This window comes from Spiroplasma endosymbiont of Lariophagus distinguendus, from assembly GCF_023846195.1.
Classification (GTDB): domain Bacteria; phylum Bacillota_I; class Bacilli_A; order Mycoplasmatales; family VBWQ01; genus Spiroplasma_E.
Window position 1 is genome coordinate 1 of sequence record NZ_JALMUW010000028.1, and the last position, 13,773, is coordinate 13,773.

At 28.0% G+C, this 13,773-nt stretch carries 17 protein-coding genes; 10 read left to right on the forward strand and 7 right to left on the reverse strand.

What is annotated here, in order from left to right:
• Both M0D11_RS03420 and M0D11_RS07220 read left to right on the forward strand, forming a co-directional pair.
• A partial coding sequence (locus M0D11_RS03420; protein WP_252320103.1) for a hypothetical protein occupies nucleotides 1-542 on the forward strand: 542 nt, incomplete at its 5' end.
• Nucleotides 543-760: 218 nt separating this feature from the next.
• Nucleotides 761-2,383, forward strand: a complete 1,623-nt coding sequence (locus M0D11_RS07220; RefSeq protein WP_252320105.1) for an MATE family efflux transporter — start codon at nucleotides 761-763, stop codon at nucleotides 2,381-2,383.
• Nucleotides 2,384-2,517: 134 nt separating this feature from the next.
• Here M0D11_RS07220 and M0D11_RS03430 read toward each other — a convergent pair whose 3' ends face one another.
• From M0D11_RS03430 to M0D11_RS03445, 4 genes are all read right to left on the reverse strand, one after another.
• Nucleotides 2,518-2,961 (reverse strand): IS1595 family transposase, encoded by a 444-nt coding sequence (locus tag M0D11_RS03430; protein ID WP_252320130.1) that lies wholly within the window; start codon nucleotides 2,959-2,961, stop codon nucleotides 2,518-2,520.
• Nucleotides 2,962-3,012: 51 nt separating this feature from the next.
• Complete coding sequence (locus M0D11_RS03435) at nucleotides 3,013-4,008, reverse strand: IS3 family transposase (RefSeq protein ID WP_252319878.1); 996 nt, start codon at nucleotides 4,006-4,008, stop codon at nucleotides 3,013-3,015.
• Between the two features lie 56 nt (nucleotides 4,009-4,064).
• Nucleotides 4,065-4,271 carry a hypothetical protein gene (locus M0D11_RS03440; protein WP_252320107.1) on the reverse strand — a complete coding sequence of 69 codons (207 nt, stop codon included), beginning with the start codon at nucleotides 4,269-4,271 and terminating at the stop codon, nucleotides 4,065-4,067.
• Between the two features lie 367 nt (nucleotides 4,272-4,638).
• On the reverse strand, nucleotides 4,639-4,920 hold the full coding sequence (locus M0D11_RS03445) for an HU family DNA-binding protein (RefSeq protein WP_174481356.1): 282 nt from the start codon (nucleotides 4,918-4,920) through the stop codon (nucleotides 4,639-4,641).
• 254 nt (nucleotides 4,921-5,174) lie between these two features.
• On the opposite strand from M0D11_RS03445, the gene M0D11_RS03450 reads away from it, so the two are divergent.
• A complete protein-coding gene (locus M0D11_RS03450; protein ID WP_252320109.1) occupies nucleotides 5,175-5,870 on the forward strand; it encodes a hypothetical protein in 696 nt (231 codons plus the stop codon).
• 196 nt (nucleotides 5,871-6,066) lie between these two features.
• On the opposite strand, the gene M0D11_RS03455 is transcribed toward M0D11_RS03450, so the two are convergent.
• From M0D11_RS03455 to M0D11_RS03465, 3 genes are read right to left on the reverse strand one after another with little or no spacing between them, the layout of a single operon-like run.
• A complete protein-coding gene (locus M0D11_RS03455; RefSeq protein ID WP_252320111.1) occupies nucleotides 6,067-6,321 on the reverse strand; it encodes a hypothetical protein in 255 nt (84 codons plus the stop codon).
• Entirely contained in the window at nucleotides 6,308-6,457 is a 150-nt protein-coding gene (locus M0D11_RS03460) for a hypothetical protein (protein WP_252320113.1), read from the reverse strand. Before M0D11_RS03460 ends, M0D11_RS03455 begins: the two co-directional genes overlap by 14 nt.
• Before the next feature lie 31 nt (nucleotides 6,458-6,488).
• On the reverse strand, nucleotides 6,489-6,773 hold the full coding sequence (locus M0D11_RS03465; RefSeq protein WP_252320115.1) for a hypothetical protein: 285 nt from the start codon (nucleotides 6,771-6,773) through the stop codon (nucleotides 6,489-6,491).
• 270 nt (nucleotides 6,774-7,043) lie between these two features.
• On the opposite strand from M0D11_RS03465, the gene M0D11_RS03470 reads away from it, so the two are divergent.
• The 7 genes from M0D11_RS03470 to M0D11_RS03500 all read left to right on the forward strand — a co-directional run bounded on the left by M0D11_RS03470 (nucleotide 7,044) and on the right by M0D11_RS03500 (nucleotide 13,738).
• Nucleotides 7,044-7,193, forward strand: coding sequence for a hypothetical protein (locus M0D11_RS03470; protein WP_252320117.1), 150 nt, complete (start codon nucleotides 7,044-7,046; stop codon nucleotides 7,191-7,193).
• Between the two features lie 595 nt (nucleotides 7,194-7,788).
• The gene (gene rpsL, locus M0D11_RS03475; RefSeq protein ID WP_252320120.1) at nucleotides 7,789-8,208 is read left to right on the forward strand and encodes a 30S ribosomal protein S12; all 420 of its coding nucleotides are present in this window, start codon (nucleotides 7,789-7,791) and stop codon (nucleotides 8,206-8,208) included.
• 14 nt (nucleotides 8,209-8,222) lie between these two features.
• Nucleotides 8,223-8,690 carry a 30S ribosomal protein S7 gene (rpsG, locus tag M0D11_RS03480; RefSeq protein ID WP_174481359.1) on the forward strand — a complete coding sequence of 156 codons (468 nt, stop codon included), beginning with the start codon at nucleotides 8,223-8,225 and terminating at the stop codon, nucleotides 8,688-8,690.
• 15 nt (nucleotides 8,691-8,705) lie between these two features.
• The gene (gene fusA / locus M0D11_RS03485; protein WP_252320122.1) at nucleotides 8,706-10,808 is read left to right on the forward strand and encodes an elongation factor G; all 2,103 of its coding nucleotides are present in this window, start codon (nucleotides 8,706-8,708) and stop codon (nucleotides 10,806-10,808) included.
• 103 nt (nucleotides 10,809-10,911) lie between these two features.
• Nucleotides 10,912-12,168, forward strand: coding sequence for an elongation factor Tu (gene tuf / locus M0D11_RS03490; protein WP_252320124.1), 1,257 nt, complete (start codon nucleotides 10,912-10,914; stop codon nucleotides 12,166-12,168).
• A 102-nt stretch (nucleotides 12,169-12,270) separates the two neighbouring features.
• A complete protein-coding gene (locus M0D11_RS03495) occupies nucleotides 12,271-12,918 on the forward strand; it encodes a nitroreductase family protein (RefSeq protein WP_252320126.1) in 648 nt (215 codons plus the stop codon).
• 22 nt (nucleotides 12,919-12,940) lie between these two features.
• The gene (locus M0D11_RS03500; RefSeq protein ID WP_252320128.1) at nucleotides 12,941-13,738 is read left to right on the forward strand and encodes a hypothetical protein; all 798 of its coding nucleotides are present in this window, start codon (nucleotides 12,941-12,943) and stop codon (nucleotides 13,736-13,738) included.
• Nucleotides 13,739-13,773 lie beyond the last annotated feature (35 nt).

Below are 13,773 nucleotides of genomic sequence, written 5' to 3' on the forward strand. Positions count from 1 at the left end.
CTAAAAAATATCAAGAAATTGATTCAACTGTTTTTAATAGTGCTAAGCAATTTGCGAATAATAAGTTAGCGGCTGGTTTTACTGTTAATTATTTTAGTGATGAAGAAGGAAAAGTGGCAGCAGATAATGAAGAACAGGTTGCTGGTGATATTTGAGTTAAAATTACAGCAGATGTTAATGATCCTTATTGAACAGAAACAACAGCCATTTTAAAAGTAACTTTAACAGATAAGCGTTCTGATTTAAATACAATTAAGGATTTATCAGGAATGGATCCAATTATTGTTAATCCTAATTTAACATATCAACAAATTAATAAGAATGTTATTAATACTTCTAATCAATTAAAGAGTGATCCTTTAACTGGTAATTTCACAATTCAATATTTTAGTGATAAATTTGCTAAACATGTAATTAATAACTATTATCAACAAGTTGGTATGGTTTATGTTATTATTACTCCTGATTTTCATACAGGAACTAAGTGAAAAACTAATAAAATACCAATTGTTTTTTCAATTGGAAGTAATGATAGTTTTTAAATAAAAATAAATTAAAGAGATTATTTTAAATATTTATTTATTATTAGGTTATAATGTAATTATATTTTTTATAAAAATTTATATTTTAATTTTTTTCTTCTAACATTTTTTAAAATACTAAACATGTTTTTTATTTGTGACAGCAATAGATATTTTAGTTATGAGCTTTTATAAAATATAATATTAATTAGATTAATTTTGTTAGAAAGGATAATATTATGGAAAAAGAAAATCTTGCTAAAGTTACTTTCAATAAAAGAACAGAAAGAAATTCAATAAACAAGTTGAAAAGACAAGCTATTTTTAGCACGGCAAATCCATGAAAAGCAATCTTTATTATGGTCACACCACCTTTAATTGCTGTAATTATTTTTTCTACTTATCAAATTTTTGATAAATGAATTGCTACACAATGAGGTGGACAAAGTATTATTGATCGTTATAATAATTATCAAAATTCAGGAATAATGATAACTGCTGAACAAGCATTAAAAATTATTAATATTGCTACTACTTATGCTGCTGTTCCTTCTTCAATGATGGTTTCCTTTGCTTTAATGGTTGCAACTGGAACAGGTATTAAGTTTTCAATTGCATATGGTCAAAATAAACGAGAACAAATGTCAGAATATTTAGGAAATGGGTTTCTATTATCTTTTTTAGTTTCTATTGTTCTTATGATCATTATGTATTTTAGTTGTCAGAGTATTATTGAATTTCAAGCTGGAAGTGATGCTGGAAGTAATCCAGTAATTAGGGAAATAATAATTAAAGAAGCAGTTAGATTTTCACAAATTTTAATTCTTGCTACACCATTACTTTTTTTTGCTTATTTTTTAGTTTCATTGTTACGTAGTGAAGGAATGATGTTATGAACAATTTTAATTAATGTTGCAGCTTGTTTAGTAAATATATCTTTAGATTTTATTTTTGTTATTCCTGGTAAATTAGGAATGGAAGGCACTGCATATGCAACTATTATTGCTTGAGCAAGCATTAATTTATTTTCAATAGGTATTATTTGATATAGTGCCGATAATTTAAGATTTAAAGTAGCACACTTAAAACTTAAATGAGTAATAGTAACGGGCATTTTATTAATTGGTGCAACTTCTTTATTACAAAATATTGCCCAAAGTATTTTGGCAATGGTTACTACTAAAATTTTAAATACATTGCCACCTCCAGACTATCATGGTGGAGGAAGTACTGGTATTCCGGTTTTTGTTCAATTATATGGCGGTATTATGCCTTGGTTAATTTTAATTAATGCACCTATTATTGGAATTACGCAGGGAGCAAGAGCATTAATTGGTTATGTTTATGGTTCAAAGGACTTTAGTCGTGTTTGACAATTGATGTGACGTTTAACTTTATTACTTTTATTGTTGCTAATTGGTTCAGTATTATTAGTAGTAATAGCAGGACAATATATGATGCATTTCTTTGGCGTAGATTTAGAAATGGCAAGATTCTTTAAAGTTTATATTATTATGCAGTTTGCTTTTTATCCATTAGCTACACTACATTATGTTGCTGTTATTTTCTATCAATCAATTAATCGTGGTAAATTGTCATTATTTGCTAGTTTACAACGAACAATTATAATGCCAATTGTTTGTTTAAGTTTAGGATATTATGTTGCACATGTTTCTCATAATGGTTTTTATTTTTATTTATTTCTTGGCTTTATTGATTTATTTGCTGCTTTTATATTATTACCATTATTAATTTATACATTTTTAAAATCTAAACCATTTATTCATACAACTAAAGATAAAAAAATGCAAATATCTAATTTATCAGAAAAAAAAGTACTTAATAAAAATATAATAGATTAAGTAGTTTATAAAAATATATCTTAATATTAATATATGAAGAAAATAAAAAAGGCTTTTCTCCCTTTATGTACTATTTTTAAATTTTATCACATAAATGCTGAGAAAAGCCTATCTACGGACTTCTCCCCACATTTTTAAATCAAACATAGCATTACAATTTCAAAACTAGGTATCTTATTGAATTTATATGCAGCTTCTTTTGCATATAAATGAACATGATGTTTTGCAACTTTGATATGTGTTTTAAATGTTCTTCTTATATGTTTTCAAACTGATTCAATTTGGTTGGTATTTACACCAGTTTTTGAAACATAGCTATCTTGATGATTGACTGTTTCATGCTTAGTGAAAACCGATTTAAAATCGCAATATCCTTTTCAAAAATCAGTATGTACATGACACTTTGAAGAAATGTGGTTTCTTGCAAACTGCAAAAGATTTTTACTTTTTGCATTTTTCAATACTTTCACAATTAATTTATTGGTTGTTTTTTCATAAATACCAACAATCAAGGTTTTATTCACCAAGGATCTTCCTTGTTTTTTAAAACCCATATGTGAAAGATACATTTCATCCATTTGCACTATGGTGGTTGGCCCTAATTACTGGACCACTTTCATACTTTTTTTCTAAATTTTAATTTGTAAAATTGGTGGTTTTAGAAATTTAGAATGTATTCTTTCATAATTATAAAACATAACATATTGATTTACATCATTTATAGCTTCATTGATTGTTAAATATTGGTTTGAACCTTTGGGTAATCATTCTTGAGATAAATGTGAGAATCAGTTTTCTGATAGAACATTACCGCCAATATCATAAGGTTGCTTTTTGCTTAAGATTATTTGTTTGTCAATAGTTCAGTTGGATATGTCTTGGCAATAAAATTCAGCAGCATTATCTGAATGTAAAATAACGCTTTTGATTTGTTTTAAAGAAAATTGTTGTGTTATTTTTTCAAGAGCAGGTTTTATTAAATCTTTATATGATTTATTAGAAGCAGTATTATAACTAACAACATTATTTGAATAAAAATCAATAATTACCAAAAGGTATAATCAGCCTTCTTTAGTATTGATTTGTTTAGTATCCATTGATCAAATTTGATTAGAAGAAGTTGTGATTTTATAATTTTTGTTGACTTTATCCATTGTAGGTATTCATTTATGTGCAGTCTTTTTATTTTTACTATTATTATTTTTAGTTTGTTTTAAACCTTGGATGTTGTGATCTTTCATAATTTTTCGCATTTGTTTTGTTGATAATTCTATATTTAAGTGAATGTTTTTTTCTTGTTTTAATCATTCTTTAAATGCTGAAAAAATTCGTAAATATCCATAAATTCTACCTTTTCTTGTAGAATGAAATTCAATTAAAAATTTGCATAATTTTTGATATTTATGGTTACAATGATCAAGGTGATTTATTTCTTTTTTAATAGGTTTTTGTTTGTTTTTTAAAAAGTAATATGTTGATCTGTTTAATTGAAGATATTGAGAAAGATGTCTAATCGAATATTGATTCTTGCAATGATCAATAATTTTAATTTTTTGATTAATATTTAATTTTCTAATAAATAATTCTATTTGTTTAATTTTATCCATTAATAAAAATCCTTTCATGTCAAAATTAGTGTTAATTATATAACACAATTGTTTTTCGAATACATTCAGGTTTTTTAAATTAATGGTCTAGTAAAAAGGGCTAAGTGCCCTATGCCCTCAACAATAAATTGTGATTCTTGTTTGGCAATACAAGTTCTGATTTTATGACCCATTCTTCAAGCAGTTTTCAAAGTTACCCCCAATTCTTTTGCAACATCAGTTGATGGAATTCCATGTTTGGTGTTTATTCATCTAAAGATGAGATAAAACCAAGATTTCAAAGGTATTTGTGACTTGTAAAAAATGGTGCCATGAAGAATACTAAATGTTTGATGACATTTCAAACATCTTATTCTTCTTAAATCAGAAGTATTCAAATTTGTTCAATAACACCTGATACATTTATTTTCCTTCAAACTTACTATATATTTCAAACAATCTTGTTCTGTTTGAAAAGTATTGTTGAACTCATTCAATTTCATTGTTTCCTCCACAAGTACATGTGGGGAGAAGTCCGATAAAAAATACTCATTTAAAACAGAGTATTTTTTTAATTATTTAAGATTAAAAAAGGTTGCTAATTTTACAAATTAAAAGGAATGAATATACAATCTATATTTGATTGAAGTCATTCCTAAAATAAAATATTTATTTACCTTCATTAACTCTCTTTTTTAATGCTTTACAAGAATTAAATTTAACTACTCGCTTTCTAGGAATAGCCATCGGTTCTGAATTTTGTGGATTTACTCCCGGTCGAGCTTTGCGGTATTTAATAGTAAAAGTTCCAAAGTTACGTAGTGTTACTTTTTCTCCTTTAATTAAAGCAGTAGCAATTTTATCTAAGATAAATTCTAACACTTCTTTGTATTCTTTTTCTGATAATTCTAATTTTTTTTGTACAGCTCGTGCTATCTGACTTTTTTGCATAAAATTTTCAACCCTTTCTTCACCAATTACCATAAGTATGCTATAAAAACATGCCTTAAATGATACTTATTATTATATAACATTTTTTAAAAAAACCTTATTTAATGAAAATCAAAGACTAGTAAAAAAATAAGATTTGAATATATAAATTTATATGTTAATTAACATGTGCAAAGCAAAAAATCTTTACATTAATTTTCTTGTATGTTAAAATTCAAAAAATAAGTAAATAACTATTTCGGAGGTACTAAGATATGCAAATGAAAAATTTATTAAGACTTATGGGTGCATTAACCCTAACAACAGTAGCTACTACTTCAGTTGTAGCTTGTGGTCATCAAACTGCAGTTAATTTAGATACAGTATTAAAAAAGAAAGAATTAGGTCCAATTCCAGTTGCTGATATTACTAAACCAACTGAGAAAGAACTTAAAGAAGCTATTAAAGCAGTTCCAGAAAATAAAAATATTGATTTAAATGGTATTACAGTTAAAGTTAATACTCCTGAAAAAGATGGAAATCCAATTACTAGTGCAGTAGTTAGTCCTGATGGTAAAATTTATAATGGTGATTCAATAACTATTACATTTACATTAGCACATAAAAAGACAGATGTTGAAGTTACAAATGATATTAAAGCAGCTTTAGAAAAAAGTGTTGATGGTAAATCATTAAATGATTCACAAAAACAAAATGATGCTAAAGATATTATTACAGCAGCAATTAAAAAAGTTACTGATGAAGATAAAGCTGGTGAAGCAACATTTACTTTTGATAAAGGAGATACAGATTTAACTGTAGGAGATAATACAGTTAATATTAAAGTTACGCTTGGGCAATCAAAAGATGTTGCAGTTGCTGTTAAATTAACTGGTGTAACAGCACATAAAAAGACAGATGTTGAAGTTACAAATGATATTAAAGCAGCTTTAGAAAAGTGTTGATGGTAAAATCATTAAATGATTCACAAAAAACAAAATGATGCTAAAGATATTATTACAGCAGCAATTAAAAAAGTTACTGATGAAGATAAAAGCTGTGAAGCAAATTACTTTTGATAAAGGAGATACAGATTTAACTGTGGAGATAATACAGTTAATATTAAAGTTACGCTTGGGCAATCAAAAGATGTTGCAGTTGTTGAAATTAACTGGTAACAGCACATAAAAAGACAGATGTTGAAGTTACAAATGATATTAAAGCAGCTTTAGAAAAAAGTGTTGATGGTAAATCATTAAATGATTCACAAAAACAAAATGATGCTAAAGATATTATTACAGCAGCAATTAAAAAAGTTACTGATGAAGATAAAGCTGGTGAAGCAACATTTACTTTTGATAAAGGAGATACAGATTTAACTGTAGAGATAATACAGTTAATATTAAAGTTACAAGCAATCAAAAGATGTTGAAGTTGCTGTTAAATTAACTGGTGTAACAGTACATAAAAAGACAGATGTTGAAGTTACAAATGATATTAAAGCAGCTTTAGAAAAAAGTGTTGATGGTAAATCATTAAATGATTCACAAAAAAACAAAATGATGCTAAAGATATTATTACAGCAGCAATTAAAAAGCTACTGATGAAGATAAAGCTGGTGAAGCAACATTTACTTTTGATAAAGGAGATACAGATTTAACTGTAGGAGATAATACAGTTAATATTAAAGTTACGCTTGGGCAATCAAAAGATGTTGCAGTTGCTGTTAAATTAACTGGTGTAACAGTACACGAATAAGAAATATAATATTTTATTATAATTAAAATGACATAATTTAAATTGTGTCATTTTTTTCTAACGGACTTCTCCCCACATGTACTTGTGGAGGAAACAATGAAATTGAATGAGTTCAACAATACTTTTCAAACAGAACAAGATTGTTTGAAATATATAGTAAGTTTGAAGGAAAATAAATGTATCAGGTGTTATTGAACAAATTTGAATACTTCTGATTTAAGAAGAATAAGATGTTTGAATGTCATCAAACATTTAGTATTCTTTCATGGCGGACCATTTTTTATAAGTCACAATAATTTTGAAATCTTGGTTTTATCTCATCTTTAGATGAATAAACACAAACATGGAATTCCATAACTGGATGTTGCAAAAGAATTGGGGGTAACTTGAAAACTGCTTGAAGAATGGGTCATAAATCAGAACTTGTATTCCAAACAAGAATCACAATTTATTGTTGAGGGATATCCAAATGATGAAAAAAAAAAAAAATGTATTCACATATGGGTTTTAAAAAACAAGGAAGATCCTGTGAATAAAACCTGATTGTTGGTATTTATGAAAAACAACCAATAAATTAATTTGAAAGTATTGAAAATGCAAAAAGTAAAAATCTTTGCAGTTTGCAAGAAACCACATTTCTTCAAAGTGTCATGTACATACTGATTTTTGAAAAAGGATATTGCGATTTTAAATCGGTTTTCACTAACATGAAACAGTCAATCATCAAGATATCTATGTTTCAAAACTGGTGTAAATACCAACCAAATTGAATCAGTTTGAAAACATATAAGAAGAACATTTAAACACATATCAAAGTTGCAAAACATCATGTTCATTTATATGCAAAAGAAGCTGCATATAAATTCAATAAGATACCTAGTTTTGAAATTGTAATGCTATGTTTGATTTAAAAATGTGGGGAGAAGTCCGTAGATAGGCTTTTCTCAGCATTTATGTGATAAAATTTAAAAATAGTACATAAAGGGAGAAAAGCCTTTTCTAATTATTTTTCAAAATTTATTTGACTATTACTATTAAAAACTGGTATTATACTTATTGGACTAAATTTTGATACACTAGGAATTGTGTATATAATTAATTCTTTAAAATCATAAAGGAGGCTAACGATTAATGCCAACAATGAACCAACTATTACGTAAAGGACGTACAGATAAAAAATACAAATCTAAATCACCAGCGTTAAATGTTTCATATAATTCATTAACAAAAACAACTTCTTCAATTAGCAGTCCGCAAAAAAAAGGTGTAGCGCTTGTAGTTACTACAAGAACACCAAAAAAACCTAACTCAGCTTTAAGAAAAATTGTTCGTGCTCGTTTAACTAACGGTATGGAAGTTACTGCTTATATTTCTGGAGAAGGTCATAATTTGCAAGAACATGCTATTGTTGGAATCCGTGGTGGGAGAGTTAAAGACTTACCTGGAGTTAGATACCATGTTATTCGTGGGTATTCTGATACTGCCGGAGTAGTAAATCGTAATCAAGGTCGTTCTAAATACGGAACTAAAAAACCAAAAGATAAGAAATAAGGAGGTAAAACTAAATGCGTAAAAATCAAGCTATTAAAAGAGAATTAGTTGCTGATCCAATTTATGATTCAAAAATTGTTACTCAATTAATTAACGCCATTATGATTGATGGTAAAAAAAGTGTAGCTCAAAAAATTGTTTATAATTCTTTTAAAATTGTTGGAGAAAAAACCCAACAAGTACCATTAGAAGTATTTGAAAAGGCAATTGCTAATATTACACCACAATTAGAAATTAAAACTCGAAGAATTGGTGGCGCAAACTATCAAGTTCCTATTGAAGTTAGTGCTACTCGTAAGATAACTTTAGCAATTCGTTGATTAGTTTCTTATTCACAAGCAAGATATGGTAATAGTATGCAAGATAAACTTGCAGCTGAGATTATGGATGCTGCTACTGGTAATGGTTCATCAATTAAAAAACGTGATGAAATTCATCGTATGGCTGAAGCTAATAAAGCCTTTGCTCACTATAAATGATAATAAAGGAGAGAGAAAATGGCAGAAAAATCAGGTCGAGAATATTCACTAGCAAATACTAGAAATATTGGAATTATGGCTCATATTGATGCTGGTAAAACTACAACAACAGAAAGAGTTTTATACCATACTGGTAAAATTCATAAAATTGGTGAGGTACATGAAGGTGCCGCAACTATGGACTGAATGGAACAAGAACAAGAACGTGGTATTACTATTACTTCAGCTGCAACAACTGCTGTTTGAAGAAATAATCGAATAAATATTATTGATACTCCGGGTCACGTTGATTTTACTGTTGAAGTTGAACGCTCATTAAGAGTTTTAGACGGAGCAGTTGCTGTATTAGACGCGCAAACTGGAGTTGAACCACAAACTGAAACTGTTTGAAATCAAGCAACTAGGTATAATGTACCAAGAATTGTTTTTGCAAATAAAATGGATAAAATTGGGGCTGACTTTGCTCATTCAATTCAAACATTAAAAGATCGTCTTGGTGCTAATGCTCATGCAATTCAATGACCAATTGGTGCAGAAGATGCTTTTGATGGAATTATTGATATAATTGAGATGAAAGCATACCATTTTGATGGTAAACCAAATGAGGATTATAAAGAAATTGCAATTCCTGAAGAACTTAAAGATGTTATTGCAAGTAGACGTGAGGAATTATTAGAAGCACTTTCTCACTTTGATGATGATTTCTTTATGAAATATGCTGAAGGAGAAGTAACGGTTGCTGAAATTAAGACAGTAATTCGTAAAGCAACAATTGCTGCTGAGTTTTTCCCAGTATTATGTGGTAGTGCCTTTAAAAATAAAGGTGTTAAATTAATGTTAGATGCAGTTATTGATTACTTGCCTTCACCATTAGATGTACCTGCAATTAAAGGAATATTACCTGTTTCATCAAAAGAAGTAGAACGTCATTCTAGTGATGAAGAATCTTTCTCAGCGTTGGCATTTAAAATCATGACTGACCCTTTTGTTGGAAGATTAACTTTTTTTAGAGTATATTCGGGAACATTAGAATCTGGTAGTTATGTATTAAACTCAACTAAAGAAAAAAAAGAGCGTGTTGGTCGAATTTTACAAATGCATGCCAATAGTCGTGCCGAAATTAAAAAGGTTTATGCTGGTGACATTGCTGCTATTGTTGGCTTAAAAGATACAACTACTGGTGATACATTATGTGATGAAAAACATGAAGTTATTTTAGAAAAAATGGTGTTTCCAGAACCAGTTATTTCATTAGCGCTTGAACCTAAAACAAAAGCTGATCAAGAAAAAATGAGTTTAGGTTTACAAAAACTTGCAGAAGAAGATCCAACATTCCGTGTTTCATCAGACAAAGAAACAGGACAGACAATTATTTCAGGAATGGGAGAACTGCATTTAGACATCTTAACTGATCGTTTAAAACGTGAATTTAAAGTAGCAACTAACATTGGAAATCCACAAGTTGCTTATCGTGAAACAATTAAAGCAGTTTGTGAGCGCGCTGAGGGTAAATATATTCATCAATCAGGTGGTCGCGGCCAATATGGACATGTTATTATTAAATTTGAACCAAATCCAGATAAAGGATTTGAGTTTGTTGATAAAATTGTTGGTGGTAAAGTGCCACGTGAATACATTAAACCAGTACAAGAAGGATTAATTGAATCATTAGCTAATGGTTTAATTGCTGGATATCCAGTTATTGACGTTAAAGCAACATTATATGATGGTTCATTCCACCCTGTTGACTCTTCAGAACGTGCCTTTAATATTGCAGCTTCTAAGTCTTTACAAGATAATAAAGATTTATTAAAACCAGTATTATTAGAACCAATTATGAATGTTGAAGTTATTATTCCAGATGAATATTATGGTTCTATTGTTGGTAAAATTTCTGGTAAAAGAGGTACTATTGAAGCAGATGAAATGCGTGGTAACAGTAAAGTTGTTAAAGCTAAAGTGCCTTTATCTGAAATGTTTGGTTATGCTACTGAATTACGTTCAATGACCCAAGGACGTGGAACATATACAATGTCTTTTTCACACTATGAAGAAGCACCAAAATCAGTTGCTGAAGCAGTTGCTGGTAAATATCAAAAAGGAAGAGTTACTAAAAAATAAAATAATTTAATTGAAAGTATAATAACTTTACTTTAAAATTATCTTAGTGTTTAATTTAATTAAATAAAAATAAGTATTAATTATTTCCAAGGAGGAAACAAAAATGGCAGAAAAAGAAGTAAAAAAATCAAAGCCTGTATCAACAGGCCCAAAACAAAAATTTGAACGTACAAAACCGCACGTTAATGTTGGAACAATTGGTCACGTTGACCATGGAAAAACAACATTAACTGCTGCAATTACTAGTTATTGTTCAAAACATGAAGCAGATGGATATAAAGGTATGTTTAAGGACTATGCCTCTATCGATGCTGCTCCAGAAGAAAAAGCACGTGGTATTACTATTAATACAGCTCACGTTGAATATGAAACACCAACTCGTCACTATGCACACGTTGACTGTCCAGGTCACGCTGACTACATTAAAAATATGATTACAGGTGCAGCTCAAATGGATGGTTCAGTGTTAGTTGTTTCTGCAACTGATGGTCCAATGCCACAAACACGTGAACACATTCTATTGGCACGTCAAGTTGGAGTTAAAAAAATTGTTGTATTCTTAAATAAGTGTGATATGGAAAGTGTAGACGATGACGTATTAGAACTTGTTGAAATGGAAATTCGTGAATTACTAACTAAGTATGAATTTGAAGGTGATGATACACCAATTATTCGTGGTTCTGCAAGAGGAGCATTAGATGGTAAAAAAGAATGAGAAGAAAAAATTAAAGAATTATTAACAGCAATGGATGAATGAATTCCAACACCAAAAAGAGAAGTTGATAAACCAGTATTATTAGCTATTGAAGATGTTTTCACTATTACTGGACGTGGAACAGTAGCTACTGGAAGAATTGAACGTGGAACTTTAAAAGTTAATGATGAAATTGATATTATTGGTATTAACAAAGGTCTTAAAAAAGTTGTTGTTACTGGTATTGAAATGTTCAGAAAATTATTAGATGAAGCACAAGCTGGTGATAACGTTGGAGTATTATTACGTGGAGTTAAACGTGAAGATATTCAACGTGGACAAGTTATTGCTAAACCAGGATCAGTTACTCCACATACTAAATTTAAAGGTGAAGTTTATATTCTAACTAAAGAAGAAGGTGGACGTCATACTTCATTTAATCCAGGATATCGACCACAATTTTATTTCCGTACAACTGATGTTACAGGAAGTATGGGAGACTTTATTAATAAAGGTGAAAAATCGGAATTAATTATGCCAGGTGATAACGTTACTATTACTGTTGAATTAATTCACCCAGTTGCCCTTGAGAAAGGTACTCAATTCTCAATCCGTGAAGGTGGAAGAACTGTTGGTGCTGGACAAGTTACTGAAGTTATTAAATAATCACATTTAATTAAAAATCTTTATTCTCTTTTGAGAATAAAGATTTTTAATTAAAAATATTTTAGTAGTAAAATTAATTTATAGAAAAGAGATGACAAATCAATGCCTTATGTTAAAGAGCTGGAAAGTCTAATTTTAAATCGTAAATCAATTCGTAATTATGATCCTAGTAAAATTATTAGTGATAGTAAAATTAACGATATTCTTAACTATGTGCGTCATACCCCATCTTCATATGGTTTAGAACCATGAAAAATTTTAGTTATTAGTAATTCTAAAATTAAAGCACAATTGCAACCAATCATAAATAATCAACAACAAGTTAGTACTTGTTCACATTTATTTATTTTATTAAGTTATAGTGGTGAAAATTTCAATACTAGTAATCAATGATTTGTTGATACTGTTATGAAAAGACGTAATTTAACAAAACCACAATACGAAATTTATAAATCAACATTTAATAATTTCTTTGATCATGACAAAAAAACACAAATAAATCATTGGGCACAATGTCAAACTTTTATTTTATTACAAAATCTTTTATTATTATTAACTGCTCATGAAATTGATAATGTTGTATTAGGTGGTTTTAATGAACAACAATTATTAACTTACTTAGAATCAAATAAGATTATTGAACCTAATAAGTATCATGTTACAATTTTAGTGTCTGCTGGTTATGGTTATCCATCAAAAACTAAAATTATTAAAAACGAAGTTAGTGAAATCAGTACGCTTATCAAATAAATGTATTAGAAAAGGTATTACAATGGAAAAATTAAAAATAAATAACTTAGATATTGAATTAAATATTAATGTTATTGGTAAATTTTTAGATAAGATTGAATATCCAATTCTTATTTTTGATTTTGAGACTTTTCGTAATTTATTACATAAAAAAAAGAACAATTCTTATGCTCATGATTTTGAAAAAATTTTTTCAATTGCATTATTAATTATTAATAAAAAAGAAGATTTAAGCGTTAGTAATTTACAAAATAAAAAGTTACATTTGTTCGTTAAAACTGTTATTCCACAACCAAATATTTTAAATGAAGATTTAAAGCTTGTTAAACATCAGCAACAGTTTTTTAAATTTTTAACTAATAAGTTATTAAAACATAACATTAAATCTTTGATTTTACTTGGTGCTAGAACTGAGATATTAATGCTAAAAAACTATTTGAGTTATCATAATGATGAAAGTAAATTCAAAAATAAAGTTAGTTATTTTTTTCAAAAACATAAAATTTTTGATTTATATGACATTTGAAATAATGATCAAGTTTTAAATTTACCTTTATATAAAAAAGGTTTACATCTTGATGTTGGTGCTACTAAAAAAACTTCAATACTAATTAAAAATAATAATGATTATTGTAAAATATTAAAAGAACAATTTTCATTAACAAATAATAATATTGGAAGAATTATTGATCAATATTTTTTTAATAATATTTGTTTATTACCTAGTTTTACTACGCAAGTAGCAAATCATAATCAAAATGATGTTCTAATTGGCGCTGCAATCTTATCATTACTTTATACTTTTTGTGATAAATATTAAGAAAATAAAAAATATTAATTATTTAAATTAATATT